Below are 26687 nucleotides of genomic sequence, written 5' to 3'. Positions count from 1 at the left end.
ATGAAACGGGTCACAGTGGCTGCACCCCAAACTAAACGCGCCGCCCGCGCGCGCCACAATTCGGTTCGACTACGCTAAAGCCATGCCCCGCCTCTGGCTCGCCTTCGCCTTCCTGACGCGCCTGCCCGTGCCGCGCACGACCGGCACCCGGCAGGATTTTGCCGCCGCGATCCGCTTCTATCCACTGGTCGGCGCAGTGGTCGGCGCCCTCGTCGCGGGTGCGGCGTGGCTCGGCGCGCGCCACGATCCGTGGACCGGCGCGCTGGCCGGGCTGGTCGTGTGGGTCGCAGTGACCGGCGCACTCCATCTCGACGGGCTCGGCGACGTCGCGGACGGCGTCGGCGCGGCGCATGGCGACCGCACCCGGCTGCTCGCCGTGATGCGCGACTCGCATGTCGGCAGCTTCGCGGTCGTCACGATCGCGCTCCAGTTGATCGCCAAGCTCGTCCTGCTCCACGCGCTCGCCGGCGACTGGCGGGTCGCGCTGATCCCGTTCGCGGCGCGCATCGCCCCGCTCGCATGGGCGCGCTGGCTCCCCCCGCTCGGCAGCGGGCTCGGCGCGCAGGTGGCGACCGCGGTCCGCCCGCGCGACCTGACCGGTTGGCTGGCGCTGTCTGTGCTGGCGACGATCGCCGCCCCGCCGCTGCTCGCCGCGCCGCTGTTCGTCGCGGCTTATGGAATGTGGTGCCGCCACCGGCTCGGCGGCATCAACGGCGACGCGCATGGCGCGGGGATCGAACTCGTCGAAAGCGCCCTGCTCACCGCCCTACTCTGCGGCTGACCCGCGCGCGACCGCCAGCAACGCATCCAGATCGAGATGCCGCTCCAGCGCCGCGGCGATCGCCTCCAGCGCGGCATCGACCGACGCGGCATGATCCGGCCCGTCCCCCGCCGCCGCCAGCCACGCGCGCCGCTGCGCCGCCAGCGCGAACAGCCCGTGGACGTAGGTCCCCGCGACCAGGCCGTCGGCGCTGGTCGCGCCATCGTGCCCCCCGTCGTCATATCGCGCCACCGGCCGCGCCGTATCCGCGCCGGTCGTGGTACCGAGGTGCATTTCGTAGCCATATATTGGCGCGCCACGCGCCACCCCGCGCACCTCACGCAGCATCTTGTCGCCACCCAGCACGGTATCGACCGCCAGCAACCCGAGCCCCGCCACGCTCCCGGCAGGCCCCTCCAGCCCGAGCGGATCGGCGACCGTCCGCCCCAGCATCTGATACCCGCCGCACAGCCCCAGCACCGCCCCGCCCCTGCGCCGGTGCGCGATCAGGTCGACGTCCCAGCCCTGCTCACGGACGAACGCGAGGTCGGCGATCGTCGCCTTCGACCCCGGCAGCACCACCAGCGCCGCCTCGGCAGGTAACGGAGATCCCGGCGAAATCATGGCCACCTCGATCGCGGGATCGAGCCGCAGCGGATCGAGATCGTCGAAATTGGCGATGTGCCGCGTCACGGGGCACGCCACCACCACCCGCCCGCCCGGCCGCGCCCGTGTGCGCTCCAGCACCACCGCATCCTCGCTCGGCAGCCGCGCCGCCTCATGCAGCCACGGCACCACCCCGAAGCCGCGCCACCCGCTCCGTTCCTCGATCGCGCGATAGCCATCCTCGAACAGCGCCGGATCACCGCGGAAGCGATTGATAATAAAGCCCCGCACCATCGCCGCATCATCGGCGTCGAGCACCGCGCGCGTCCCCACCAGCGACGCGATCACACCGCCGCGATCGATATCGCCGACCAGCACCACCGGCACGTCGGCGGCGCGCGCGAACCCCATGTTCGCGATGTCGCCGCTGCGCAAATTGATCTCGGCCGGCGACCCGGCACCCTCGACCAGCACCAGATCGGCCTGTCGTTCCAGTGCGTTGAAGCTCGCCAGCACCTCGGCGAGCAATCCCTCCCGCCCTTCGCGCCACCGCGCCGCCGCCAGCGTCCCGCGCATCTTCCCACGCACGATCAGCTGCGAGGTCCGGTCGCCCTGCGGCTTGAGCAGGACCGGGTTCATGTCGACATGCGGCGCGACCCGCGCGGCGATCGCCTGTGTCGCCTGTGCGCGCCCGATCTCGCCGCCATCCGCGGTAACCGCCGCATTCGTCGACATATTCTGCGGCTTGAACGGGCGCACGGTCAGCCCGCGATTGGCATAGGCCCGGCACAATCCCGCAACCAGCACCGACTTGCCGACGTCGGAGCCGGTTCCCTGCAGCATCAGCTTGCCCATGCCGCTATCCCCGCCAGAACCCACAACAATCCGCACGCGCGGCCGTACACCGCCAGCGCCCGCCGCACATCCATGGCGCTTGCCGCCGCGCGCCCGTCCCCGATCCACGGCTTGTCGGCGACCACGCCGTCATAGGCGATCGGCCCCGCAAGCCGCAGTCCTAACACCCCCGCCATCGCCGCCTCGGTCCAGCCGGCATTGGGCGAGGCATGGTTGCGTGCGTCACGCCACGTCACCCGCCAGCCGCCACCACCGGCCACACAGATTAGCACCGCCCCGATCCGCGCCGGGGCCCAGTTGGCGACGTCGTCCAGCCGCGCCGCCGCCCAGCCGAAGTCCCGCCAGCGTTCCTCCAGGTGCCCGATCAAACTGTCGGCGGTATTGATCGCCTTATACGCCCACAATCCCGGCAAGCCCCCGACCAGCAACCAGAATAACGGCGCGGCGACGCCGTCGCAAAAGCTCTCCGCCAGACTTTCGATCGCCGCGCGCGCGACCCCCGCGTCATCCAGCGCCGCGGTGTCGCGCCCGACGATCATCGCCACCGCGCGCCGCGCCGCGGGCAGATCGCCACGCGCCAGCGCCGTCGCGACCGGCCGGACATGCTCGTAGAGGCTCCGCTGCGCCAGCCCCGGCCAGGCCAGCAACGCCACGCCGGCCCAGCCAAGCCCCAGCGCCCGCACAGCCCGCTCGGCAAGCAGCGCGACGATACCGGCCAGCGCCACCACGATCGCGATCGTCACGACCCCCAGCAGCCGGCGCGGCAACCCCGGACGGTTCCAGCACCGCTCCAGCGCATCGATCACCCGCGCGATGGCGCCGACCGGATGCCCGACCCGCGCATAGAGCCACGCCGGCCACCCGACCGCGACGTCGATCGCGAGCGCGGCGAGCGCGACCGGCTCAGCCATCGACGGCCAGGGCGGCTTCCAACCGCTCGACTTCCCCGCCCGGCAGGCCAAACCGCAGCCAGTCCGCCCGCTCCTCGAACGGCCGCGTCAGAATACCGGCCGCCGCAAGCCGTTCGAACATCGCCCCCGCCCGGTCATGCTCGACCAGCCGGAACAACGGACACGCCCCCCGCGCCAGCAGCCCCCGCCGGGCCAGCAAGGCATCGAGATTGACCGCCTCCGCCCCCAGCCGCAGTCGCATCCGCTCCGCCCATGCCACGTCGCGATACGCCGCCGCACCGTAAGCCAGTGCCGTCGCCGATACCGGCCAGTCGCCCAGCAGCGCCGCGATCCGCGCCACCACCGACCGAGCGCCGCCCACGAACCCCAGCCGCACCCCCGCCAGCCCGTAGAACTTCCCGAACGACCGCAGCACCACCACCGGATCGTCCGCGCGCAGCAACGGCAACACGCTCGCCCCCGCCACCGCATCCGCAAACGCCTCATCGACGATCAACACCCCCCCGCGCTCCCCCAGCGTCCGGGCGATCGCCAGCAACACGTCAGGCGCGATCAGCCGCCCGTCCGGGTTGTTGGGGTTGGCGAGCAGCACCGTCCCGCCGCGCGCCGCCACTTCGTCGATCTGCTCCGCTGCAATCGCCCGAGCCCCCGGCAAGGCATCGCGATGCGTGCGATAACACGGCGTCACCACATGCCACGGCCGCGGCAGATCGAGCGTCGCCATCAGCCGCAGCGCCAGCTCGCTCCCCGGCACCGCCGCCAGCGCCCCCGCAAACCCGAACGCCGCGCCCGCCGCCGCCAGCAACCCCGCCAGCGCCTCCCCCGAGGGCAGCCGCTGCTGATCCACCACCAGCCCCGCCGGCGGCGTCCACGGATAAGGATTGATCCCCGTCGACAGGTCCAGCCACGGGCGCGGCGCATCGGGGTATAGCCGGGCCGCGGCCTCGATACGGCCACCGTGATAGGTCAGATCGCGCGACATGGGCCTCGAATTGCGGCAAGGCCGCCTCCATCGGCAATCGCGTATCGACAGGCAAGGACCAAGATGACCGACGATCCCTGGCGCATCCGGCTGGTGCTGGGCGGCGCGCGATCGGGCAAGAGCCGCCATGCACAGGCGCTGGCGGAGGCGTGCGCCGCGCCGTGGCGGTTCGTCGCCACCGCGCAGGCGTTCGATGCCGAAATGGCGGAGCGGATCGCGCACCACCGCGCCGACCGCAGCGCCGCGTGGGCGACGATCGAGGCAACGCTGGCGCTCGCCGAGACCATAGCGGCGGTCGATGACGGCGTGCTGCTGGTCGACTGCCTGACGCTCTGGACCTCGAACCTGCTGCTCGCCGACGCCGATATCGACGCCGCGACCGACGGGCTCGTCACTGGGCTGGCGCAATCACGCGCGCACATCATCCTTGTTTCCAACGAGGTCGGCTGGGGGATCGTCCCCGACAATGCGCTCGCACGACGCTTCCGCGACGTGGCCGGGCGGGTCAACCAGCGCGTCGCCGCCGCCGCCGATCGGGTCGACCTGGTGGTGGCAGGCTTACCTATGCCACTGAAATAGAACGCGTTGACATTGCTGCCCGCGATCCTCAGCCTGCCCGCGATAATTGAGGGAGGTGAGGATGGAGATCGGACGCCGCACGCTTATCGCGGCCGCGCCGTTGCTGGTGGCGGGCGGGGCCTGCGCACAGCCGTCGCAGCGCAAGCTCGGCTATGCGATCGTCGGGCTCGGCGGTTACGGCCTCGGCCGGATCATCCCCGAGTTCAAGAATTGCACGCACAGCCGGCTGGCGGCGGTGGTCAGCGGCGACGCGGCCAAGGCGAAGAAGGTCGCCGCTGAATATGGCCTGTCCGAAAAGGCGATCTATTCCTACTCCAATTTCGACAGCATCCGCGACAATCCCGACGTCGACATCGTCTATGTCTGCCTGCCCAATGCGATGCACGCCGAATACACGATCCGCGCCGCCAGGGCCGGCAAGCATGTGATGTGCGAAAAGCCGATGGCGGTGTCGGTCGCGGAATGCGAGGCGATGATCGCGGCGTGCAAGGCCGCCAACCGCAAGCTGATGATCGGCTATCGCTGCCATTTCGAGGCGACGAACATCGCCGCAATGCGGCTCGCCAAACAGCCCGACACCGGCAAGATCCGCTACGTCCGCTCCGAACACGGCTTCACCGCCGGCGATCCCAATGCATGGCGGCTCAAGAAGGCGCTGTCGGGCGGCGGGTCGCTGATGGACATGGGCGTCTACAGCCTGCAGGCGGCGCGCTACATGACCGGCGAGGAGCCGATCGCGGTCACCGCGCGCGAATCGACCGACCGCAACGATCCGCGCTTCCGCGAGGTCGAGGATATGATCGAGTGGACGCTCGAATTCCCGTCCGGCGCGCTCGCGGGCTGCCAGTCGATGTATTCGGCCAACCAGAACCGCATCCTGCTGATGGGCAGCAAGGGCCGTGTCGAGCTGGAACCCGCCACCCGCTACGACGGCAACCGTCTATGGACCGGCCGCGACGGTCGCGAGCAGGAGATCTCGCCCCCGCCCGGCCCCGGCAAGACGCAATTCGCCGGGCAGCTCGACCATCTTTCGCAGTGCGTGGTCGACGGGCGCGAACCGATCGTCTCGGGCGAGGAGGGACTGCGCGACCTGCGCATCGTCGAGGCGATCTATCGCTCCGCGCGCGAAGGCAAGACGATCCGGCTGGTCTGAACCCGACCGACCTTGACCCGGCACCTCTCCACTTCCGTCATCCCGGACTTGATCCGGGATCCCGCTTCTTCCTTCTGACGGCAAGAAGAAGCGAGGCCCCGGATCAAGTCCGGGGCGACGAGTGCGTTGAGTGCCCCACCCGCATTTGCCCGCCCGCCCCCACGCTGCTAACCGCGCGCCAACTCCCCCATTCCTTGAAGGACCGCGCGCATGATCCCCCGCTACTCCCGCCCCGACATGGCCGCGATCTGGGAGCCGGAGGCGCGCTATCGCATCTGGTTCGAGATCGAGGCGCACGCCACCGATGCGCTGGCCGAGCTGGGCGTGGTGCCGAAGAGCGCTGCCGAAGCGCTCTGGGCATGGTGGGCCACCAACCCGACGATCAACGTCGCCGCCATCGACGCGATCGAGGCCGTGACCAAGCATGACGTCATCGCGTTCCTGACCTGGGTCGCGGAGCAGGTCGGCGCCCACTCAGGACATGATTGGGCGCGCTTCATGCATCAGGGGATGACCTCGTCCGACGTGCTCGACACCACCCTGTCGGTGCAGCTCGCACGCGCCTCGGACATCCTGCTCGCCGACATCGACCGGCTGCTCGAGGTGCTGGAGCGCCGCGCCAAGGAGCATAAGCTGACCCCGACGATCGGGCGCAGCCACGGCATCCATGCCGAGCCGGTCACCTTCGGGCTCAAGCTGGCGCAGGCGCACGCCGAATTCCGCCGCAACCGCGCGCGGCTCGCGATGGCGCGCGAGGATATCGCCACCGCTGCGATCTCGGGCGCGGTCGGCACCTTCGCCAACGTCGATCCGCGCGTCGAGGCGCACGTCGCCGATAAGCTCGGGCTCGCGATCGAGCCCGTCTCGACGCAGGTCATCCCGCGCGACCGCCACGCGATGTACTTCGCGACGCTGGGCGTGATCGCCAGCTCGATCGAGCGCCTCGCCACCGAAGTCCGCCACTTGCAGCGCACCGAGGTGCTCGAAGCGGAGGAATATTTCTCGCCGGGGCAGAAGGGCTCGTCGGCGATGCCGCACAAGCGCAACCCGGTGCTGACCGAGAACCTCACCGGCCTTGCCCGGATGGTGCGCGGCTATGTCACCCCGGCGCTCGAGAACGTCGCCTTGTGGCACGAACGCGACATTTCGCATTCGTCGGTCGAGCGTTACATCGGCCCCGACGCGACGATCACGCTCGATTTCGCGCTCGCGCGGCTCACCGGTGTGGTCGACAAGCTGCTCGTCTATCCCGAGCGGATGCAGAAGAATCTCGACCGGATGGGCGGGCTGGTCCACTCGCAGCGCGTGCTGCTCGCGCTGACGCAGGCCGGGGTCAGCCGCGAGGACGCCTATCGCCTCGTCCAGCGCAACGCGATGAAGGTATGGGAATCGGACGGCGCCTTGTCGCTGCAGGAGCTGCTCAAGGCCGACCCGGAAGTCACCGCCGCGCTCTCGACCGCCGAGATCGACGAGAAGTTCGACCTCGGCTATCACTACCGCCATGTCGACACGATCTTCGACCGGGTCTTCGCCGCCTGACGCAGCGCCGGATCAGCTAGCCGAGGCGACTGTTAACTTTCAATCACTTCAGATGATGCAAATTGTGCAAGTGCGAATGCGTTGTTCGATTATTGCGCGGCCGAGCAATAAACTCCATCTGCCCGTTTGCCGGTATGACCCGGCAAACGGAGACCAACCCCATGCGTATGTTCGAAACCGCGGCCAGCACCGTGCTGGTTCTTGCGGCTCAGGCGCTGGTGGTCGGCGTCGTGTTCACCACGCTCTGACCCATCGGCATACCGCCCCTCTGACGGGGGGCGGATCGCCGCTCCTCTCCACCTCATGAAATTGCTGGGCGCCGTCCTCGCCGGTGGCCGCGCCACCCGCTTCGGCAGCGACAAGGCGCTGGCGGCGCTCGACGGGCGCGCGCTGATCGATCACGCGATCACCAGCCTCGGCGCACATTGCGACACGATCGTCGTCGTCGGCCGCGCCTCCGCATCGGTCACCTGCATCCCCGACCTGCCGTTCTCCGACCTCGGCCCGCTCGGCGGCATCGCGGGGGCGCTCGCCTATGCCGCCGATCACGGCTTCGAGGCGGCACTGACCACCGCCTGCGACACGCCTTGCCTGCCGGATGCGGTAATCGTCGCGCTTCGGGCTGCCGCGCCGGCCTATGCGGCGGAAGCGCCCACCGTCGGTTTGTGGCCGGCGCGCTTCGCCACCCCGCTGCTCACGCATCTGCTCGCGGACCAGCCACGCGCGATCCGCCGCTGGGCGGAGACGATCGGCGCGACGGCAGTATTGCCCGGCGTGGTGCTGCCCAACATCAACACCCCGAACGATCTGACCGATCTATTGTCGTCCCGGACTTGATCCGGGATCCCTCTTCTCTGCACCATCCGTCATAAGAAGCGGGGTCCCGGATCGAGCCCGGGACGACAAACATACCCTTACTGATACCCGCCCTCTTCCTCGCGTTCCTCGGCGGCTTCCTCCTGCGCCTCTTCCATCGCCTGCGCCTGATCGTCGTCGTCGTGCTTTTCGGGATCGGTCATCATGGTCGCATCTCCTTGCCCGCCACCAACCGACCGCGCGCCCAAGCGATCCCCGCTACGTCAGCGCGCGCCGCACCGCCGGCACGATCCGCCGGACGATGATCGCCACCCCGCGCGGATCGGGGTGCAGCCCGTCCGCCTGGAACAGGTCGCGCCGCCCCGCCACCCCGTCGAGGAAGAACGGGTAGAGTGCCACACGATGCTTCGTCGCCAGCGCCGGATACATGCCCTCGAACGCGCGCGCATAATCGCCGCCCATGTTCGGCGCGGCGCGCATTCCGGTGAGCAGCACCGGAATGTTCCGCGCGCGCAATTCGGTCAGGATGCGATCGAGGTTCGCCTGCGCCTGCGCGACCGGCAGCCCGCGCAGCATGTCGTTCGCGCCCAGTTCAACGATCACCAGATCGGGCCGCACCTTCAACCCGCGCAGTCCCCAGCGCAGCCGCGCGCGCCCCTGCGCGGCGGTGTCGCCGGCGACCCCGCCATTGCGCACCGTCGCCGCGACGCCCTGCCGCCGCAGCGCGCCCTGCAATTGCGCGGGAAAGCCCTGCGTCGGCGGCAGGCCATAGCCCGCCGTTAAACTGTCGCCGAACGCCCATATCAGCGGCGCACGCCGATCCGCCGCAGCAGGTGAGGCCAGCAACAGCAGCAGGACCGGATGGACAAGCCACCACCACCCTCCGTATCGACGTGTTCGTGACCGGCTTTCCATCCGCTTCAGATAGCGCACCGATCCGGGCGCGCAACGTCCGCCTCGCGCTCGGCAGGCCGCCCGCGCGCGTCGACATCCTCCACGGCGTCGACCTGACGGTCGACACCGGCGAGACCGTCGCGCTGCTCGGCGCGTCGGGATCGGGCAAGTCGTCGCTGATGGCGGTGCTCGCCGGGCTTGAGCGGCCCAGCGCGGGCGAGGTCCGGGTCGTCGGACTCGATTTCACCACGCTAAACGAGGACGCACTGGCCGTCGCGCGGCGCGGTCGGATCGGGATCGTCCTGCAGGCCTTCCACCTGCTCCCGACGATGACCGCGCTCGAAAATGTCGCGGTGCCGCTTGAGCTTGCCGGCGAACCCGACGCCTTCGACCGCGCCCGCGCCGAACTGGCGGCGGTCGGGCTCGCGGAACGCACCGGCCACTATCCCGCACAACTCTCGGGCGGCGAGCAACAGCGCGTCGCGATCGCGCGCGCCCTGGTGTCGCGCCCTGCCCTCCTGTTTGCCGACGAACCGACCGGCAATCTCGACACCACCACCGGCGCGGCGATCATGGACCTGTTGTTCGCGCGCGCCACGAGCGCGGGCACGACGATGCTGGTCATCACCCACGATCCCGCGCTCGCCGCCCGCTGCGCGCGCGTCGTCGAGCTGGCCGACGGCCGCATCGTCGCCGATACGCCGCGCGCGTGAGCCCCCACGCGTGAGCATCGCCACCACTCTCGCCTTCCGCGACCTGCGCCGCGGCGGGCGCGGGCTGCTGTTGCTCGCGATGTGCCTGTTCCTCGGCACCGCCGCGCTCGCCGGGATCGGCAGCCTGTCCGCCGCGATGCTCGCCGCGCTCGATGCGCAGGGCCGCGCCATGCTGGGCGGCGATGTCGAGCTAGTCGTCTCGCAACGCCGCGCCACCCCGGAGGAGCTGGCCGCCTTTACCGCCGCCGGCCCGGTCGCGGAGGTCGTGTCGCTGCGCGCGATGGCGCACAAGGGCGATCAGGATACATTGGTCGAGCTGCGCGGAGTCGACGATCGCTGGCCGCTGGTCGGACGCTTCCAGCTCGCCCCCGGTGCGCTGGCGTCGCGCCCGCATGGCGCGCAGGTCGCGATCGCCCCCGCGCTGGCAGACCGGCTCGGCGCGCGGGTCGGCGACACGATCCGGCTCGGGACGCAGCCGTTCCGCGTCATCGGGCTGATCGCGGAGGAGCCCGACCGGCTCGGCGCAGGCTTTTCCCTCGGCAGCCCGGCGCTGGTCGACATGGCGGGGCTCGACGCCAGCGCCCTGCTCCAGCCGGGCAGCCTGTACCGCAGCGGCTATCGCATCACCCTTCCCGATCCCGCTCGCGCCGAGGCGGTCGGCAAGCAGCTCGCCAAGCGCTTCCCCGATGCGGGCTGGACGCCGCGTACCACAGAGAACGCCGGGCGCGGCCTGCGCGGCGGGATCGCCACGCTCGGGCAGTTCCTGCTGCTCGTGGGGCTCGCCGCACTCGCGATCGCCGGGGTCGGGGTCGGCAGCGGGGTAACCGCCTATCTCGCCGCGCGCACGAAGATGGTCGCGACGCTCAAGGTGCTCGGCGCGCGCTCGACCCTGATCGCGCGGCTGTTCCTGATCGAACTGGCGCTGGTCGGCGCCGCGGGAATGCTGCCGGGGCTGGCGCTCGGCGCGACGGTGCCGTGGATCGTGGCGCGGGTCGCGGGCGACGCGCTGCCGATCACGCCACGGCTGGCGCTCTACCCGCTCCCGCTCGTCACCGCCGCCATACTCAGCACCTTGGTCGCGTTGCTGTTCGCGCTCCCGGCACTGGCGCAAGCGCGTCGCGTCCCCGCCGCGACGCTGTTGCGCGACGCCCTTGCCGACACCGGCCGTCCATCGTGGCGCGTGCTCGCGGCAATGGCCGCGCTGCTGGGCACACTGGTCGCGCTTGCGGTCTGGTCGGCGGCCGACCACGTGCTGGCCGCCGGATTCGTCGCCGCGATCGCCGGGCTGGTGCTGCTGCTGTGGCTCGTCGGCATTGCGCTACGCCGCACGCTCGCAAGGCTGCCCCGCCCGCGAGCGCCCTTGCCGCGGCTCGCACTCGCCAATCTCCACCGCCCCGGTGCCGCAACCGACCGGCTGGTCGTCGCGCTCGGGCTTGGCTTCTCGCTGTTCGTCGCGCTGGCGGTGATCGACGCGAGCCTGTCCGCCGAACTCGCCGGCAGCGCCCCGGCGCGCGCGCCGCGCTTCTTCGCCGCCGACGTGCCGGCGGAGGAAGCCACAACCTTCCGCGCCGCTGTCCTGAACGCCGCGCCCAATGCGCGGATCGAGGCCGTCCCGTCGCTGCGCGGCGCGATCGTCGCGATCAAGGGCGTGCCGACGACACAGCTCAAGACGCTCCCCGCCGACGCCTGGGTGCTGCGCGGCGACCGCACGCTGACCTGGTCGGCGACCGTCCCGCCCCGCAATCAGGTCGTCGCCGGCCGCTGGTGGCCCACCGGTTACAAGGGCCCGCCGCTCGTCTCGATCGAGGATCGCGCCGCGCAGGCGCTGGGGCTGAGGATCGGCGATGCGATCACCGTTTCGGTGCTCGGCGTCGACGTGCCGGCGCGGATCGCGGCGCTACGCAAGATCGACTGGCAGGGATTGGGGCTCAACTTCGCGATCGTTTTCTCGCCCGGCTATATCGAGGAAGCGCCGCACAGCCTGCTCGCCAGCATCTACGCCCCGCCAGCGCGCGACGGCTCGATCGCACGCAGCGTGGCGCGCGCGATGCCGGCGGTCACGCTGATCCGCACCGGTGACATCATAGGGCAAGTCTCGGCGCTGCTCGGCCAGATCGCAACCGCGGTGCGCGTCGCCGCCGCAGCGACGGTGCTCGCGGGGCTGGCGGTGCTGATCGGCGCGGTTGCCGCCTCCGGGCGCGCGCGCCGCTACGACGCGGTCGTGCTCAAGCTGCTCGGCGGCAGCACACGGCAGGTGCTCGCCGCGCAGGCGATCGAATATGCGCTGCTCGCCGCGCTGCTGTCGGCGGTGGCGCTGCTCGCGGGCGGCGCGGCGGGCTGGTATGTCGTGACGCACGTCTTCGACATGGGCTTCGCGCCCGACTGGCTGCGCGTGGCAGCGACATTGGGGCTGGCGAGCGCTGTGACGCTCGGGATCGGCGTCGCCGGCAGCATCCCGGCCTTGCGCGCCCGCCCGGCGCAAATGCTGCGGACGCTATGACATGCCTGCCGTCATTGCGAGCGTAGCGAAGCAATCCAGGGCGTCCGGGTCCGGCGCTGGATTGCTTCGCTAAGCTCGCAATGACACATCAGGCGCCTACCCGCCCGCCGGCGGATCGATCAGCGTCAGCACGTTGACGATCAACCCGCGCATCGCGGCGTGCGCACCGTCCGGGTCCCCCGCAAGGATCGCGTCGCGAACGGCGGTATGTTCGGCGATATTGGCCGTCCGCCCCGCGATCTGGTTGGTGAAGCGGATCGAGGTGCGCAGCGCAGTGCTCACCATCTCGCGGAACTGAAGGAAGAACGGGTTGTTCGACGCGCGGAGGACCGCGACGTGGAAGGCGATGTCGGAATCGAGCGGGTCGTCCTCGCCGCGCTCTGCGGCGACCATCCGCGCCAGCCCCGCCGAAATCCCCGCCTGCTGCTCCGCGCTCGCCCCGCGCGCCGCCAGCGCCGCCGCCTCCGGCTCGACGCCGACGCGCAATTCGTTGAAGTGGCGGAGCAGATCGATCGACGCCTCGCGCTCCAGCAACCAGCGCAGCACATCGGGGTCGAGCAGGTTCCACGATTCCTGCGGCAGCACAAACGTGCCCTGCTTAGGCCGCGCGCCGAGCAAACCCTTTGCGGCCAGCATCTTCACCGCCTCGCGCGTGACCGAGCGGCTGACGCCATGCTCACGGACGATGTCGGCCTCGTTGGGAAACGGCCTCTGGGCATAATCGCCGACGACGATCGCGCGGCCAAGCGTCTCGTGAAGGCCGTAGGTCAGGTTCCGACCGAAAGCATGCTGCACCGACGACACTCTCCCCTGTTCGGCATCATCGCGCCGCGTGAACGCAACGTAACCCGCCGCATCGACCTCAACCAGCATAATCGGCAATAATCTCATCAATGTGTGTGCATTGCAGCATTGTCACTTGCAGCAAACCCTTAAGCGGACATATTGTCCGGTTAAGAACAGTCGACCGCGGATCGGCGCGCGTCGGCATTGAGCGGAATTGAACCAATGGCAGAAGCGGCCGGCCCCTCGAACGAACCTTCGGTCGACGCCGCGGCGGCGCCTGACGATCAGCAGAAGAAGCGCAAGCTGAGCGGGCGCGCCAAGGTGATCCTGATCGTCGTGGCGCTGGCCGTCGCCGGGCTCGGGACGATCTGGTACCTGCGCTATCAGGCGACCGGGCAATATATGCAGGACACCAACGACGCGCAGGTGCGCGCCGACATGGTCGTCGTCGCACCGCGCGTCGCCGGCTATGTCGCGGAGGTGTTCGTCACCGACAATCAGGACGTCCGCGCCGGCCAGCCGCTGGTGCGGATCGATCCGCGCAACTCGCAGGCGCAGGCCGCGCAGGCCGAGGCACAGATCGCGGTCGCCGACGCGCAGGCCGACAGCGCGCGCGCGCAGGTCCGCGAACAATATGCCGCGATCGATCAGGCCCGTGCGCAGCTCGCCTCGGCACGCGACAAGGCCGCGCACGACGCCGCCGAGGTCGCGCGCTATCGCCCGCTCGCCGCCTCGGGCGCGGAAACGCGCCAGCAACTCGCGCAACTGCAGCTCGCCGCGCAGCAATCCGCGCAGGCGGTGCGCGCACAGGAAGCGGCGGTCGCGATGCAGCAGCGCCGCGTCGCCACCTTCGAGACGCAGATCAAACAGGGGCTCGCGCAGGCACAGGCCGCGCGCGCGCAGCAAAGCGCCGCCAGCGTCGACCTCAACGCCACGCTGATCCGCGCCGCGATCGACGGGCGTGTCGGCGACAAGACCGTCAACGTCGGCCAATATGCCGGCACCGGCACGCGGCTGATGTCGCTGGTCCCGCTCGACAAGCTCTACATCACCGCCAATTTCAAGGAGACGCAGCTCGCGCTGATGCGTCCCGGGCAACCGGCCGAGATCAAGGTCGATGCGCTCGACGGGATCAAGCTGAAGGGCCGCGTCGCCAGCTTCTCGCCCGGCACCGGCGCGCAATTCTCGCTGCTGCCGCCGCAGAACGCGACCGGCAATTTCACCAAGATCACGCAGCGCGTGCCGGTGCGGATCGCGCTGGAGGCGACGCCGCAGACCCGCCGCCTGCTCGTCCCCGGCCTGTCGGTCGAGGTGACGGTCGACACCCGCTCGGCCAAGGACGAGATCGAGCGGCTGCGCGACGAACAACGCAGGGCCAACCGGCAGGAGCGCTGACGATGGCCAGCGCGGCCCCCGGCGCTTCGGCCGCGAAGCGCAGCGACCTGCCCGCGGGCGGGGCGGAGCGCGCCGACCTCGGCGCATGGCTCGCGGTCGCGGCCGGGACGCTCGGCGCGTTCATGGCGACGCTCGACATCTCGATCGTCAATTCCGCGCTTCCCACGATCCAGGGCGAGATCGGCGCGAGCGGCACCGAAGGCACGTGGATCGCCACCGCCTATCTGGTCGCCGAGATCGTCATCATCCCGATGGCGGCGTGGCTGGAGCGGTTGCTGGGGCTGCGCACCTTCCTCCTGATCGCCGCGATCCTGTTCACGATCTTCTCGGTCATCTGCGGTTCGGCCGACACGCTGACGCTGATGATCGTCGGCCGGATCGGCCAGGGCTTCACCGGCGGCGCGATGATCCCGACCGCGCAGACCATCATCGCGCAGCGCCTGCCGCGTTCGCAACAGCCGATCGGCATCGCCGCGTTCGGCATGACCGCGATCATGGGGCCGGTGCTCGGCCCGCTGATCGGCGGCTGGCTGACCGAGAACATCAGCTGGCATTACGCCTTCTTCCTCAACGTGCCGATCTGCGGCATCCTCGTGCTGCTGCTGCTGATCGGGCTGCGCCACGAACCGTCGCGGCTGCACCTGTTCCGCGAGGCCGACTGGCTGGGGATCGCCGGGCTGGCGCTCGGCCTCGGCGGGCTGACCGTCTTCCTTGAGGAAGGGCAACGCGAGCAATGGTTCTCGTCCGAGCTGATCCGCTGGATGTTCGCGGTGACGGTGCTGGGGTTCGGGCTGCTGCTCGCGGGGCAGTTCGTCGCGCGCCGGCCGGTCATCAAGCTGCGGCTGCTGCTCGACCGGCAGTTCGGCTCGGTGGCGGTCATGGGGCTGGTGCTCGGCGTCGTGCTCTACGGCACCTCCTATGCGATCCCGCAATTCCTTGCCGCGATCGCCAATTACAACGCGCTGCAATCGGGCAAGGTCGTGCTGCTCGCCGGCATCCCCAGCCTGTTCATGATGGCGATCGTCCCCATCCTGCTGGTGCGCGTCGACATCCGGCTGGCGGTCGGCGCGGGGTTGCTCATCATGGGCGCGTCGGCGCTGCTCGACGCCCGTCTGACCATCGATTCGGTCGGCAGCGATTTCACCGAATCGCAATTGCTGCGCGGCGTCGGGCAGATCCTCGCGATGCTGTTCCTCAGCCAAGCCGCGATCCGCTCGGTCCCGCCTGCCGAGGCCGGCGACGCCTCCGGGTTGTTCAGCGCGATGCGCAACCTCGGCGGCAGCTTCGCGCTCGCCGGGATCGCGATCCTTCAGGACCAGCGGTCGTGGTTCCACTCGCGGCGGATCGAGGAATCGCTCAACGCCAATTCGGTGCGCGTGCAGGATTATATGGCCGCGACCGCCGGGTCGCTCGGCGGACCGCAGACCGCGGTCCGCGCACTGGGGCAGCAGATCCAGGGGCAGGCGCTGGTCATGACCTACAACGACATCTTCTGGATCATGGGCATGGGCACGCTGGTCGTCCTCCCGCTCGTCTTCTTCCTTCGTCCGCTTCCCAGAGGCGCCGCGCCGGCGGCGATGCACTGATGCGCCACGCTCTTCCACTCCTCGCTCTTGCGCTGCTCGGCGCGTGCACGGTCGGCCCCGATTACAAGGGACCGCCCGCCGTCGCCTCCGACGCGGTGACGCGCGGCACGTTCGTCCGCGCCGCCGATCCGGCGCTGACCTCCGCACCGGGGCTCGCGCGCTGGTGGGAGACGCTCGCCGATCCGACGCTGAACGCCCTTGTCGACGATGCGCTGGCGCACAGCCCGACGATCGACGCGGCGCAGGCGAACCTCCGCATCGCGCAGGAGCAATATCGCCAGCAACGCGCCGCCCGCCTGCCCTCGGTCAGCGCCAGCGCGGTCTACCTGAACGCGCGGCTGCCCGGCACCAATCTCGGCGGCGCGCAGCAGGGCGGCGGCGACAGCGACACCACGCTCGACTTCTACAATCTCGGCGCGATGGCATCGTGGGAGCCCGATCTGTTCGGCGGTGCCCGCCGCACGCTCGAACAGCAGCGCGCCACCGAAGGGCAACGCTTCGCACAGCTCGCCGACGCGCAGGTCACGCTGTCGGCGCAGGTCGCACAGGCCTATGTCGCGCTCCGCGACGCGCAGGCCCGCGCGCGCCTGAACGCGCAGTCGAGCGCGCTGCAACGCCGCCAGTTGACGCTGCTCGAGCAGCGCTACGCCGCCGGCACCGCCTCGCAGCTTCAGGTCGAGCGGCTGCGCAACCAGCTCAACAGCACCGATGCGCAGACCATCCCGCTCGCCGCGCAGATCGACGAATACAAGGGCCAGCTCGCGGTGCTCACCGGCCGCGCCCCCGGCGCGCTCGATGCGACGCTCGCCACCGTCGTCGCGGTGCCGCTCCCGCCCGCACAGGTCCCGATCGGCGACCCCGCCGCGCTGATCCAGCATCGCCCCGACATCCGCGCCGCCGAGCGCGCGCTGGCGGCGGGCAATGCGCAGATCGGCGTCGCCACCGCGCGCAAGTTCCCGTCGCTCAACCTGCTCGGCATCCTCGGGCTCGGCGGCACCGGCATCGGCGACGTGCTCGATCCGTCGAAGCTGGCGACGGTCGCCGCGCCGATGCTCAACTGGTCGTTCCTCGATTTCGGCCGCAACCGCGCCGCCGTCCGTCAGGCCGAGGCGCAGCGCGACGCCGCCGACGCACAATATCGCCAGACCGTGCTGGAGGCGTTGCAGGATGCCGAGACCAGCCTGTCGCGGTTCGGCAATGCGCGCCAGCAACTCGCGCAATTGCTGCTCGCCGAACAATCCGCGACCCGCGCCGCCACGCTCAACGCGCAGCGCGTCGACGCCGGCACCAGCACGCTGGTCGATCAGCTCGATATCGAGCGCCAGCGCCTGTCCGCCGCGATCGGCGCCGAACAAGGGCGCGCGCAGCTCACCAACAATTACATCGCGGTGCAGAAAAGCCTTGGGCTCGGATGGACCGACCCGGCGGGGTCAACGCGGCCGTAATCCCGCCATCACCAGCGCCAGCGCCTCCTCCAGCATCGTCTGGCGGCGGCAGACCGGCGCGGGATTGATCAACGCCCCCAGCATCCGCATCGCGATCGCCAGTTCGTGCGCGCCCATCGTCGGCGCCAGCGTGCCGTCGCGATGCGCCCGCTCGGCGAGCGGCACCAGCAGCCGTTCGAGCCGGGCGCGCAGATCGTCGAACGCGGTGCGATTTTCGCCGTCGAGCGGCATGTCGATCGCCAGCCGCGCGAACAATGCCGTCGCCTCCCGCCCTTCCACGACCAGCTTGGCGACCGCGCGGTCGAGCGGCAACGTCGCGTCGATCAGCGGCGCCATCCGGTCGATCTCACGCTCGAACACCGCCAGCGCCAGCGCCATGCGGTCCTTGAAGTTGCGGTAGAAGGTGCCGCGCCCCACCCCGGCGGCATCGGCCACTTCCTCCAGGGGGACGAAATAGCCCGACCGCGCGAAACAGGCGCGCGCCGCCTCGATCAATGCCCCACGCCGCGCCATCGCGTCGCGCCGCATCGCGCGAGCGCCGGCCATTGTGTCATCGGTCATCAGCCCTATGAACCGGTCAGCGCCGCGCTGGCCCGATCACTTGGCCGCGACACGCACCGGCACATGCCCGATCTTGCGCGCCAGCCCGGCGGGATCGGTCAGCTTCACGTGCCCGACCCGCCATTGCAGGTCGCCCTCGCGTCGCGCCTGCTGCAACATGCGATTGACGTGGACCGAGGTGAGCCCCAGCGCGTCCGCCAGCGTCTCCTGCGTTAGCGGCAGGTCGAAGCCGGTGCCGCTCGCGCTGCCGTTGAGCGTCAGGCGCTCGTGCAGCTCCAGCAACAGGTCGCTGATCCGCTCCTGCGCGTTCAACCGCCCGAGCCGGGTAATCTGTGCGAGCAGATGGCCCTCATCCATCGCGCGGCTGATCGCATAGGCGACATGTAGCGGCGAGCCCGCCGACGCTGGCGGCAACGGGCAGACCAGCACGTCGGACATTGCCACGACGGTCGACACCGCCAGCGCATGGGGATGGTCGCACGCACCGATCAGGTCACCCGGCAACAGGAAGCTCAGGAACTGCCGGCGCCCGTCGGGCAGCAGCCGGACCCGCGCGGCCCAGCCAGACAGCAGCAGCTGCGCCTGTACGATCTCGCGCCCTTCGGTGATGATGTCGCGGCGGACGCGCACCGCGCGCGTATCCTCCATCGCCTGTTCCAGCGCGGCGATGGCCTCCGCGTCAAGCGGCGCCAGCGCCATCAGGCGCGTGATCGCCATACCGGGCGAGTCGCTGCGCGGCTGTGCTCGGATCATGATACTTTCTCCAGTCCACACAAGGCGCGTACCGCGGCAACCACCGCTGCGCTGTCGAAGGGTTTGATAAGCAATGGCACGTCGCGCAGCCATTCGGGAAGCGTCCAGCCGTCATAGCCGGTGAGGAACAGAAAGGGCACGCCGCGCGCGCGCAATTGCTCGGCGATCGGATAGCACATCGCGGTCCCCAGATTGACGTCGAGCGTCGCCACGTCGATCTGCTCGCGCTCGATCAACGCCAGCGCGTCGGCCACGCGCCCGACCGGCCCGACGACCACCATGCCGTGCGCCTCGAGCGCGCGCTTCAGATCCGAGGCGATGAAATATTCGTCCTCGACGATCAGCAGCCGTTGGCCGTCCAGAGTGGTCGCGTTGCTCAGAATGGTCGTCCTTCCTCTTGCAGCGGCAGGGCGATTTCACACCGCACCCCGCCGCCCACGAACGTCAACTGCGTTTCCGCACCATATTGATATGGCAACGCCTCGCAGATCAATTCCGTCCCAAAGCCTTGACGGCAAGGGGAAATCGGCAGTGCAGGCACGCCTTTCTCCGTCCAGCTCAGCCGAACGCCCGGTTTACCATCCTTGTCGTCATAGGTCGACCACGCGACGTGCAGCACCGCGCCGGGGCGTTTGAGCGCGCCATATTTGACCGAATTGATCGCGAGCTCGTGGACGGCCAGGCCGATCGCCTCGGCAGCGCGTGGCGGCAGCGGCACATCGGGGCCTGCGATCGTCACGGCCTCGCCATCGGCGACGCCGACGCTCAGCAATTCGTCGCGGATCAGGTTCTGCAGGTCGACGTCGCCGCTCGCCGTCTGCGTCACGATCGTCTGCGTCCGCGCCAACGCGTCGAGCCGCCCCCGGAAATGGTCCGCGACATCGTCCAGCGTACCGCCCGCCTCGACGGTGCGCGAGAAAACCGAGCGCACCACGGTCAGGATGTTACGGACGCGGTGCTGCAGTTCAGCGACCAGTCGCCGCTGGCGCTGTTCAAGCAGATGCATTTCATGCACGTCGGTCGCCGCGCCGAACCAGTGTGTCACCGAGGCGCTTTCGGCGCGGCGCGGCACCTGCCGCATCAGGAACCAGCGATACTCGCCATAGCGGTCGCGCAGCCGCAATTGCAGTTCCAGCGATTCGCCGTCCGTATAGGAGCGCCGGAACGCCGCCTCGGTGCTCGCGCGATCCTCGGGGTGAACCGCATCAAGCCATCCCCAGTCGGCGGCCTCGCGCTCATCCTGTCCGGTCAGATCGGCCCATTGGCTTTCGCTCATCTTGTTGTTGCCGCTTTGGTCGGTGCGCCACAGCATCGCTGGGACGAGTTCCATGCTCACCCGCCGCATGTCCTCGCTGTCGCGCAGCGCCACTTCGGCGCGCTTGCCGCCCAGCGCCTGAACGACCGCCGGTGCCAGCTCCTCCGCCGCCTCGCGATCAATGTCGCGGAACCCGCCGGGACGATTGCCGAGCCCCATCACGCCGATCACCCGCCCCTGCCGACGCAAGGGAACGCCGAGAAACGACGTCAGCGGCGGATGGCCATGCGGCGTGCCGATCGCATCGGGGTGCGCCCCAGCGTCGTTGGCGATCAGGCAGGCATCGTCGTGAATGACGCGACCATATAGCCCGTGCAGATCGAGATGCGTCGGGACGTGCTGCTCGGCGCCGTCCGGCCACGCCTGACGAAACACCGTCCATGCACGGTCGCTGATCGCCAGATCGTGCAGCCGGTCGCGCGCCGGGGTCAGTTCCGCCATGAAGCTGAACGACGCGCCGGTCAGATCCTCCGCGACGGCGAGACACAGCCGGCCCAGCGCCTCGTCGGTCGTGGCACCCAGCGCCTCGTGGAAGATGCGGTTGATCGCCTGCAGCACGGCGTTCTTGCGCGCCAGCGTTTCCAGAAGGTCGGTTTCGTCATGTGTCTCGGCCTTCACCACCGCCTCCTAGCCGGTTGCCGGTCGCAGCGCGGGCGCGGCCGTGGACAGTGATGGTTGTGGACCAATCCGCTGCCGTTAGCGACCCGGAATGACGCTTTCCTCCGAAACGATCCTAACGTCTAACGTGCCTCGCCGGCCAGGTAGCGCGCCAGCGGGTCGATCAACTCCTCGGGAATGCGCCGCGCGATCACCGGCATTACGTTCTGTGGGAGGCGCGCGTCGATCTCCTTGCCGTCGCCCTTCCAGTAGCGCAGCCGTGTGGCGATATAGGTCGCGCGTTGCCCGACCAGCAGCGGCTGCGGCTTGCCGGCGCCGTGGCAGCTCGCACAGGCGGGAAGCTGGCGTTCGGGCAGCCCGCGCTCGACGATCACCCGCGCGCGCGGGTCGCCGCGCGGTACGGCGTCGGCGCGCAAGCCCGGCAGCGCGGCGAAATGCGCTGCCAGTTCCCGCCGCTCGTCGGCGGTAAGGATCGCGGCGGCATTCGCCATCACCGCACTCGCCCGTCGCCCGTCGGCATAGGCAGCCAGCGCCGCTTCCAGATAGCGCGGGTGCTGCCCGCCGAGGATCGGAATATCCGGCTGCCCGCGCCCGCGCCCGTCCGTCCCGTGACAGGCGACGCACCCGGCCAGCACGTTGCTGCCCAGCGCGCGGACGTCGGCGGTCCCCGCACCCTGCGCCTGCCCGCTCAGCGCGCGATATTGCGCCGGGGTCATGTCGGGCAGGCGGCGGACGAACGCCACCATCCGCCGGATCTCGCCGTCGCGCTTCGCCCCGGCCCAGGCCGGCATCCCCGAATATTTCACGCCGTGGCGCAGGATGTAGAACAGCTGCCCGTCGGTCCATTGCCGCGCATTGATCGCCAGATCAGGGGCGGGCGGCATCGCCTTCTGCATCACCGGCGAGGGACGCTGCCCGGGCGCGCCGTGACAGCTCGCGCAGGCGGCGGCGAAATGCCCCGCGGCGCTGACCAGCCCGCCATCGGTCGCGATCGGATCCTTCGGCGAGTCGAAGAAACTGTGCGTCCTGACCGAGTTGCGCATCGTCCAGTGCAGGAACCACTCGGTCACCGCCCAATGCCCCGACGAGGCGGCGATGTTGAACACCCCCGACCAGGCGAACAGCAGCCCCGCCAGCACGATCCCGAGCAACCCGGCGACCGCGCGCTTCCATGTCAGCCGGATCGTCATGCCGCCGCGCGCTCCCTCAACATCGGGCCGAGCAGCGCCAGCCCGCCCAGACAATAAGCCACCCCGCCGACCACCAGCATCACCACTCCGCCCAGTTGCTGGTCGGCGAGGGCGTCCAGCCCCGGCGCAGGATGCATCGCCATCATCGCGTAGAGCGGCCGTGGCGCGAGCCCGATCAGCGCGCCGAGCAACGTCATGTGCATTGACGTCAGCAACAGCGCCGCGACCCCGCCCGCCGGATGCGCGACCGCCGCGCGCCACAATCCGATGCCGACACCGAGGAACATCGCCTGCTCGATGAGCGCGACTGCCGGATGCATGTCTGCCAGCCCGCGCAGCCCCGGTGCATGCCATGCCCAGACGACGACGAACTCCACCGTCGCCCACGCCAGCGGCCCACCCGCCCCACCGTCATTCCCGCGCAGGCGGGAATCCAGAACCCCGGACCTCCGCGGCTCGATCGAAAAACCTGCGCGTCTGGTTTCCCGGCTACGCGGGAATGACGGATGTGGCTGACGATTGGTCATGCCCCACGCCAGCACCGGCGCGGCCACCGCCACCGCCACCATATGCGCGGCCATATGCCCGGTCATCCCGAGCCCGGCGAACCCCAGCACCGTCGCCGCCAGCGCCAGCAAGACCCCCGCCAGCATCATCGGCAATCCGTCAGCATCAGCGCCGGCACCGCGGTGAAGATCACCGCCACGAAGCTGAGCCCCGCCAGCAACAACGTCGACACCGCCAGGAAGCGCAACCGGTCGATGTCGGTCCCCTGATCGTGCGGTGCGGGGTCGCCGGGCGTGTGCGTCTGCACCCAGGCGATCCAGCCCGAGGCCAGGATGATCGCCTCCGCCACCACCGTCCCGATCACGAACGCCACCGTGAAGCGCGGCAGCTCGCCCAGCCTGGCGCAACTCACCGCCGCCCATAGATAGCAGAACAGGAAATGCACCGCCCACACGCTCGGCGGGACGATCAGCGTCCACAAGGTGACGCGCACCTCGCGCAGCCGGTGCCGCAGCCCGCGCCGCTCGGGGCCATGCGGCGCCTCGTTCTTCATGCCGCCCCCGGGAACAGGCCGATCGTGGCGTAGGTCACCACCGCGGTCAGCGCCATGAAATGCTGGTAGACGGTGATGTTACGGACGTCGGCATCGTATTTCGGCGTCATCTTCCCCGCGCAACTGCGCGCCAGCGTATAGAGCTGCATGATCGCCCCCACGCCGGCGTGCGCGGTGGTCCAGATCACCAATGTCCAGACGATCGCGGGATAGACGTGCAGCTTCGGTGCCAGCCCCGACAGCCACGGCCCCGCCAGCCCCGCGCCGATCGCCGCCAGCGACGCGACCGCCCCCAGCGCCAGCAACGCCCGCGCCGCCCCGACCAGCCCGCGACGGTTCGTCTCGCGCGCCGCGATCGTCATCAGCCAGCCCGCCAGCGACACCGCCAGCGCGACCATCGGCCAGAACGCCCCCGGTCCGTCGAGCCCCGCGCCGCCCGGTGGAAAATCCTCATGCCGCGTCCAGAAGAAGAAGTAACCGAACACCAGCCCCGAGAACGCGGTCGCATCCGCCATCATCGTGATGAACATCGCCCACCACCCGCTCGCCGATGCGCCCGAGATGTAGAGCGGCAGCTCGATGCCATGCCCGATCGGCTTGCAGTCCTTCTCCGGGATCTCCGCGGTGCCGGTCCACAGCCACCACAGCACCATCCACAACGTCGCCACCGCGCCGACCAGCGCTGCCCAATAGAGGTGATAGGTGGTCAGGATGAACACGCTGCCCAGCGCGATCGCGGTCAGCATCGGCTTGATGCTCGGCCCGCCCAGCCGCACCACCTGCACCGGCCGCGCGTCGAGCACGCTGGTGATGATCGTCTCGCGGCGGCCCTCCTCGGCATCGGGCAGGAAGAAGCGACCCTCGTCGACCTTCTTCACGAAGTCCGGCTGGTCCCAGATCGGATAGCGGCTCTCGATCAGCGGCACAGAGCGGATGCCCCAATCCTCGTCATCGGGATGCGCGAGCCATTCGAGCGTCCCGGCGTCCCACGGATTGCGCCGGCTCTTGCTCCGCCGCGGGCTCAGCGCCAGATCGACGCACACGATCGCCACGCCCGCCGCGAACACCCACGACCCGATCGTCGATGCGAGGTTCAGCCCGCCGATCCCCAGTTCGGCGGGATAGGTGAACACGCGCCGCGGCATCCCGAGCAAGCCGGAGAAATGCATCGGGAAGAAGGTGAGGTTCGCGCCCGCGAACAGGAACCAGAAGGCGGTGCGCCCCATCCGGTCGGACAGCTTCTTGCCGGTGATCAGCGGCCAGTAATAGTAAAGCCCGCCGAACAACGGGATCAGCGTCCCGCCGATCAACACGTAGTGCAGATGCGCGACGATGAAATAGGTGTCGTGCGCCTGCCAGTCGAACGGCGCGATCGCCACCATCACGCCGGTCAGCCCGCCGATCACAAAGATCGCGAGCGAGCCCGTGACGTACAACAACGGCGTCGACCACACGACGCGCCCCGCCCAAAGCGTGGCGATGAACGCGAAGATCTGGATACCGGTCGGGATCGCCACCGCCTCGGACGCCGCCGAGAAGAACGCGAGGCTGATCTTGGGCAGCCCGGTCGTGAACATATGGTGGACCCACAGCCCGAACGACAGGAACGCCGTCCCGACCGCCGCGAGCACGATCCACGGATAGCCGAGCAGATGCCGCCGCGCGAAGGTCGGCACGATCATCGCGAACAGCGCGATCGACGGCAGGAAGACGATATAGACCTCGGGGTGGCCGAAGATCCAGAACAGGTGCTGCCACAGGATCGGATCGCCACCCTTGGCCTGATCGAAGAACGGCCAGCCGAGCAGCCGCTCCATCTCGAACAGCACGTCGCCCGCGATCAGCGGCGGGAAGGCGAAGAGGATCATCACCGCCACGACCAGGATGTACCAGGCGTAGAGCGGCATCAGGTTCAGCCGCATGCCGGGCGGGCGGCACTTCAGCACGCCGACGATCAGCTCGACGGCGGCGGCCACCGACGACACCTCGATGAAGCTGAGCCCCAGCATCCAGATGTCCGCGCCCAGCCCCGACAGATCGGTGCGGGTCGTGAACGGCGGATACATGAACCAGCCGCCATCGGGCGCGACGTTGAAGAAGATCGATCCGGAGACGAACACGCCGCCGATCAGGAAGCTCCAGTATCCGAACGCCGACAGCCGCGGAAACGGCAGGTCGCGCGCGCCCAGCAATTGCGGCAGCAGGATGATCGAGACCGCCTCGAACATCGGCACCGCGAACAGGAACATCATCATCGACCCGTGCAGCGTGAACAGCTGGTTGAAGGTCGCAGGGCTGACGAGGTCGTTTTCGGGGACGGCGAGCTGCGCGCGCATGATCATCGCCAGCACGCCCGCGAACAGCATGAAACCGAACGCGGTCAGCGTGTACCAGACGCCGACCTGGTTGTTGTTGGTATCGGTCCAGCGGAAGAACCAGCCGGTCGGCGGCTTCCACACCGCGCGGAGCCGTTCTTCCTGCGCGGCGCGAAGGGCAGGATCGTCCTGCGCATGGAGGCTCATTTCGATTGCTCCAGCCAGCGCGCGATCGTCGCCGCATCCTCGTTCGTCATCTGCGGATAGGCGGGCATCCGCGCACCGGGCTTCGCCGTCGGTGCCTCGCGGATGAAACGCACCAGATTGGCGTGCGTCCGCTTCTGCATTCCCGCACCCAGCGACGGGCGGCTCCCAAGATGCGTCAGGTCCGGCCCGATCGTCGCATCCGACAGGCCTGCGACCCTGTGGCAGCCACCGCAGCCATTCGCCGCGAACAGCCTCGCCCCCTCACCGCCGACGTCACCGCCGACCGGCGCGGGCGTGCGGCGCGCCGCCAGCCAGGCGTCGAACGCGGCCGGCTCCATCGCCACCACGTCGAACGCCATCAGCGCGTGACTCAACCCGCAGAATTCGGCGCATTGCCCGCGAAACCGCCCGGCGCGCGTGGCATGGACGACCAGCCTGTTCGTCCGCCCCGGAACCATGTCGAGCTTGCCCGCCAGCCCCGGCACCCAGAAGCTGTGCAGCACGTCACCTGCCTCGAGCAGCAGCTCGACGTCGCGCCCGACCGGCACGCGCAGCTCGTTCGCATCGCCGACCGCTGGCTGCCCCGCCGGCTGGTAGCGGACCCGCCACCAGAATTGCTCGCCGGTAACGGTGATCCGCAGGTCGTCGGGTTTGACGGCGATCGGACGCATCGCGGGCAAGGTGGAGATCAGCAGCGTCAGCAACACCACGGTCGGCACCACGCCGCCCGCCCACAGCACCAGCCGCATCCCCTGCCGATGCGTGATCGCGCCTTCGCGGCTGCGCTGCGCAACGACCATCAGCGCACCGAGCGCCCCGGCGATGACCACCGCGCCCAGCACCATCCAGCCGGTCAGCCCGGCCAGCCACGCCGCTTCGCTACCAAAAGTCGTGAATGCGGATTGCCGCCCCGAACCGAAAATCGCCGCCCCCTGCGCTATCCTACGTTAAGAGCCGCGCGGTCGCTTTGTTCCTGCTTCGACGGTGACGTTGTGTTGCTGGCCACCCCGTCATTCCCGCGCAGGCGGGTATCCAGACGCGCAGGTCTTCGTGATGACCGAAACGTCCGAGGTTCTGGCCGCGGGAATGACGAAGGGGGCGGGATGACGACACGCACGCGGGATCGCATCCCCCGCCCCGCCGTTACC

24 protein-coding genes are annotated in these 26687 nt (G+C 69.7%); 10 read left to right on the top strand and 14 right to left on the bottom strand.

Features of this window, described 5'->3' with window-relative positions; all coding sequences use genetic code 11:
* Positions 1–82: 82 nt before the first annotated feature.
* On the top strand, positions 83–781 hold the full coding sequence (locus BACI71_RS11750; protein WP_159758823.1) for an adenosylcobinamide-GDP ribazoletransferase: 699 nt from the start codon (positions 83–85) through the stop codon (positions 779–781).
* On the opposite strand, the gene BACI71_RS11745 is transcribed toward BACI71_RS11750, so the two are convergent.
* Genes BACI71_RS11745 through BACI71_RS11735 form a run of 3 tightly spaced genes read right to left on the bottom strand, consistent with a single transcriptional unit; the run spans position 767 to position 4114 of the window.
* Positions 767–2221 (bottom strand): cobyric acid synthase, encoded by a 1455-nt coding sequence (locus BACI71_RS11745; protein ID WP_159758821.1) that lies wholly within the window; start codon positions 2219–2221, stop codon positions 767–769. The two genes, BACI71_RS11750 and BACI71_RS11745, sit on opposite strands and share 15 nt — an antisense overlap.
* Complete coding sequence (gene cbiB, locus BACI71_RS11740; RefSeq protein WP_159758819.1) at positions 2209–3132, bottom strand: adenosylcobinamide-phosphate synthase CbiB; 924 nt, start codon at positions 3130–3132, stop codon at positions 2209–2211. The genes BACI71_RS11745 and cbiB overlap by 13 nt, the downstream gene beginning before the upstream one ends.
* Positions 3125–4114, bottom strand: coding sequence for an aminotransferase class I/II-fold pyridoxal phosphate-dependent enzyme (locus BACI71_RS11735; protein ID WP_159758817.1), 990 nt, complete (start codon positions 4112–4114; stop codon positions 3125–3127). Before BACI71_RS11735 ends, cbiB begins: the two co-directional genes overlap by 8 nt.
* 63 nt (positions 4115–4177) lie before the next feature.
* On the opposite strand from BACI71_RS11735, the gene cobU reads away from it, so the two are divergent.
* The 4 genes from cobU (at position 4178) to mobA (ending at position 8222) form a co-directional block, all read left to right on the top strand.
* On the top strand, positions 4178–4693 hold the full coding sequence (gene cobU / locus BACI71_RS11730) for a bifunctional adenosylcobinamide kinase/adenosylcobinamide-phosphate guanylyltransferase (RefSeq protein ID WP_159758815.1): 516 nt from the start codon (positions 4178–4180) through the stop codon (positions 4691–4693).
* 61 nt (positions 4694–4754) lie between these two features.
* A complete protein-coding gene (locus BACI71_RS11725) occupies positions 4755–5846 on the top strand; it encodes a Gfo/Idh/MocA family protein (protein WP_159758813.1) in 1092 nt (363 codons plus the stop codon).
* A 210-nt stretch (positions 5847–6056) separates the two neighbouring features.
* Positions 6057–7385, top strand: a complete 1329-nt coding sequence (gene purB / locus BACI71_RS11720; RefSeq protein WP_159758811.1) for an adenylosuccinate lyase — start codon at positions 6057–6059, stop codon at positions 7383–7385.
* A gap of 303 nt (positions 7386–7688) precedes the next feature.
* Entirely contained in the window at positions 7689–8222 is a 534-nt protein-coding gene (gene mobA / locus BACI71_RS11715) for a molybdenum cofactor guanylyltransferase (protein WP_159758809.1), read from the top strand.
* A gap of 237 nt (positions 8223–8459) precedes the next feature.
* On the opposite strand, the gene BACI71_RS11710 is transcribed toward mobA, so the two are convergent.
* Entirely contained in the window at positions 8460–9053 is a 594-nt protein-coding gene (locus BACI71_RS11710; protein ID WP_443018508.1) for an arylesterase, read from the bottom strand.
* Between the two features lie 47 nt (positions 9054–9100).
* On the opposite strand from BACI71_RS11710, the gene BACI71_RS11705 reads away from it, so the two are divergent.
* On the top strand, positions 9101–9808 hold the full coding sequence (locus BACI71_RS11705) for an ABC transporter ATP-binding protein (protein WP_159758805.1): 708 nt from the start codon (positions 9101–9103) through the stop codon (positions 9806–9808).
* Between the two features lie 10 nt (positions 9809–9818).
* Positions 9819–12308 (top strand): ABC transporter permease, encoded by a 2490-nt coding sequence (locus tag BACI71_RS11700; protein ID WP_159758803.1) that lies wholly within the window; start codon positions 9819–9821, stop codon positions 12306–12308.
* Positions 12309–12404: 96 nt separating this feature from the next.
* On the opposite strand, the gene BACI71_RS11695 is transcribed toward BACI71_RS11700, so the two are convergent.
* Positions 12405–13199: a FadR/GntR family transcriptional regulator gene (locus BACI71_RS11695; protein WP_236552965.1), complete on the bottom strand. Its 795-nt coding sequence runs from the start codon at positions 13197–13199 to the stop codon at positions 12405–12407.
* A 117-nt stretch (positions 13200–13316) separates the two neighbouring features.
* Here BACI71_RS11695 and BACI71_RS11690 point away from each other — a divergent pair, with 117 nt between their 5' ends.
* From BACI71_RS11690 to BACI71_RS11680, 3 genes are read left to right on the top strand one after another with little or no spacing between them, the layout of a single operon-like run.
* Positions 13317–14489 carry an HlyD family secretion protein gene (locus BACI71_RS11690; protein ID WP_159758801.1) on the top strand — a complete coding sequence of 391 codons (1173 nt, stop codon included), beginning with the start codon at positions 13317–13319 and terminating at the stop codon, positions 14487–14489.
* A gap of 2 nt (positions 14490–14491) precedes the next feature.
* On the top strand, positions 14492–16075 hold the full coding sequence (locus BACI71_RS11685) for an MDR family MFS transporter (RefSeq protein ID WP_159758799.1): 1584 nt from the start codon (positions 14492–14494) through the stop codon (positions 16073–16075).
* Positions 16075–17520, top strand: a complete 1446-nt coding sequence (locus tag BACI71_RS11680) for an efflux transporter outer membrane subunit (RefSeq protein WP_159758797.1) — start codon at positions 16075–16077, stop codon at positions 17518–17520. The genes BACI71_RS11685 and BACI71_RS11680 overlap by 1 nt, the downstream gene beginning before the upstream one ends.
* Here the strand turns inward: BACI71_RS11680 and BACI71_RS11675 are convergent.
* The 9 genes from BACI71_RS11675 to coxB all read right to left on the bottom strand — a co-directional run bounded on the left by BACI71_RS11675 (position 17506) and on the right by coxB (position 26462).
* Positions 17506–18081: a TetR/AcrR family transcriptional regulator gene (locus tag BACI71_RS11675; protein ID WP_159758795.1), complete on the bottom strand. Its 576-nt coding sequence runs from the start codon at positions 18079–18081 to the stop codon at positions 17506–17508. The genes BACI71_RS11680 and BACI71_RS11675 overlap by 15 nt on opposite strands.
* Positions 18082–18117: 36 nt before the next feature.
* Positions 18118–18834 carry a Crp/Fnr family transcriptional regulator gene (locus tag BACI71_RS11670; RefSeq protein ID WP_159758793.1) on the bottom strand — a complete coding sequence of 239 codons (717 nt, stop codon included), beginning with the start codon at positions 18832–18834 and terminating at the stop codon, positions 18118–18120.
* On the bottom strand, positions 18831–19175 hold the full coding sequence (locus BACI71_RS11665; RefSeq protein ID WP_268894077.1) for a response regulator: 345 nt from the start codon (positions 19173–19175) through the stop codon (positions 18831–18833). The genes BACI71_RS11670 and BACI71_RS11665 overlap by 4 nt, the downstream gene beginning before the upstream one ends.
* Positions 19176–19210: 35 nt before the next feature.
* Positions 19211–20767, bottom strand: a complete 1557-nt coding sequence (locus BACI71_RS11660; RefSeq protein ID WP_159758791.1) for a sensor histidine kinase — start codon at positions 20765–20767, stop codon at positions 19211–19213.
* A gap of 122 nt (positions 20768–20889) precedes the next feature.
* Complete coding sequence (locus BACI71_RS11655) at positions 20890–21957, bottom strand: c-type cytochrome (RefSeq protein ID WP_159758789.1); 1068 nt, start codon at positions 21955–21957, stop codon at positions 20890–20892.
* Positions 21954–22610, bottom strand: coding sequence for a cytochrome c oxidase assembly protein (locus BACI71_RS11650; protein WP_236552964.1), 657 nt, complete (start codon positions 22608–22610; stop codon positions 21954–21956). Before BACI71_RS11650 ends, BACI71_RS11655 begins: the two co-directional genes overlap by 4 nt.
* Complete coding sequence (locus BACI71_RS11645) at positions 22610–23017, bottom strand: hypothetical protein (RefSeq protein ID WP_159758785.1); 408 nt, start codon at positions 23015–23017, stop codon at positions 22610–22612. Before BACI71_RS11645 ends, BACI71_RS11650 begins: the two co-directional genes overlap by 1 nt.
* Entirely contained in the window at positions 23014–25539 is a 2526-nt protein-coding gene (gene ctaD, locus BACI71_RS11640) for a cytochrome c oxidase subunit I (RefSeq protein ID WP_159758783.1), read from the bottom strand. Before ctaD ends, BACI71_RS11645 begins: the two co-directional genes overlap by 4 nt.
* Positions 25536–26462, bottom strand: a complete 927-nt coding sequence (coxB, locus tag BACI71_RS11635) for a cytochrome c oxidase subunit II (RefSeq protein ID WP_268894076.1) — start codon at positions 26460–26462, stop codon at positions 25536–25538. Before coxB ends, ctaD begins: the two co-directional genes overlap by 4 nt.
* Between the last annotated feature and the right edge of the window lie 225 nt (positions 26463–26687).

The organism is Sphingomonas sp. 8AM, from assembly GCF_902506455.1.
Taxonomy (GTDB): Bacteria; Pseudomonadota; Alphaproteobacteria; order Sphingomonadales; family Sphingomonadaceae; genus Sphingomonas.
Note: the sequence above shows the minus strand (reverse complement) of the source record. Positions and strands in the feature narration are given on the sequence as shown.

Excerpts from the sequence above, each read along its gene's own strand:
- BACI71_RS11750 (WP_159758823.1), top strand. The coding sequence starts at position 83 with ATGCCCCGCCTCTGGCTCGCCTTCGCCTTCCTGACGCGCCTGCCCGTG.
- BACI71_RS11745 (WP_159758821.1), bottom strand. The coding sequence starts at position 2,221 with ATGGGCAAGCTGATGCTGCAGGGAACCGGCTCCGACGTCGGCAAGTCG.
- cbiB (WP_159758819.1), bottom strand. The coding sequence starts at position 3,132 with ATGGCTGAGCCGGTCGCGCTCGCCGCGCTCGCGATCGACGTCGCGGTC.
- BACI71_RS11735 (WP_159758817.1), bottom strand. The coding sequence starts at position 4,114 with ATGTCGCGCGATCTGACCTATCACGGTGGCCGTATCGAGGCCGCGGCC.
- cobU (WP_159758815.1), top strand. The coding sequence starts at position 4,178 with ATGACCGACGATCCCTGGCGCATCCGGCTGGTGCTGGGCGGCGCGCGA.
- BACI71_RS11725 (WP_159758813.1), top strand. The coding sequence starts at position 4,755 with ATGGAGATCGGACGCCGCACGCTTATCGCGGCCGCGCCGTTGCTGGTG.
- purB (WP_159758811.1), top strand. The coding sequence starts at position 6,057 with ATGATCCCCCGCTACTCCCGCCCCGACATGGCCGCGATCTGGGAGCCG.
- mobA (WP_159758809.1), top strand. The coding sequence starts at position 7,689 with ATGAAATTGCTGGGCGCCGTCCTCGCCGGTGGCCGCGCCACCCGCTTC.
- BACI71_RS11695 (WP_236552965.1), bottom strand. The coding sequence starts at position 13,199 with ATGAGATTATTGCCGATTATGCTGGTTGAGGTCGATGCGGCGGGTTAC.
- BACI71_RS11690 (WP_159758801.1), top strand. The coding sequence starts at position 13,317 with ATGGCAGAAGCGGCCGGCCCCTCGAACGAACCTTCGGTCGACGCCGCG.
- BACI71_RS11685 (WP_159758799.1), top strand. The coding sequence starts at position 14,492 with ATGGCCAGCGCGGCCCCCGGCGCTTCGGCCGCGAAGCGCAGCGACCTG.
- BACI71_RS11680 (WP_159758797.1), top strand. The coding sequence starts at position 16,075 with ATGCGCCACGCTCTTCCACTCCTCGCTCTTGCGCTGCTCGGCGCGTGC.
- BACI71_RS11675 (WP_159758795.1), bottom strand. The coding sequence starts at position 18,081 with ATGACCGATGACACAATGGCCGGCGCTCGCGCGATGCGGCGCGACGCG.
- BACI71_RS11670 (WP_159758793.1), bottom strand. The coding sequence starts at position 18,834 with ATGATCCGAGCACAGCCGCGCAGCGACTCGCCCGGTATGGCGATCACG.
- BACI71_RS11655 (WP_159758789.1), bottom strand. The coding sequence starts at position 21,957 with ATGACGATCCGGCTGACATGGAAGCGCGCGGTCGCCGGGTTGCTCGGG.
- BACI71_RS11650 (WP_236552964.1), bottom strand. The coding sequence starts at position 22,610 with ATGCTGGCGGGGGTCTTGCTGGCGCTGGCGGCGACGGTGCTGGGGTTC.
- BACI71_RS11645 (WP_159758785.1), bottom strand. The coding sequence starts at position 23,017 with ATGAAGAACGAGGCGCCGCATGGCCCCGAGCGGCGCGGGCTGCGGCAC.
- ctaD (WP_159758783.1), bottom strand. The coding sequence starts at position 25,539 with ATGAGCCTCCATGCGCAGGACGATCCTGCCCTTCGCGCCGCGCAGGAA.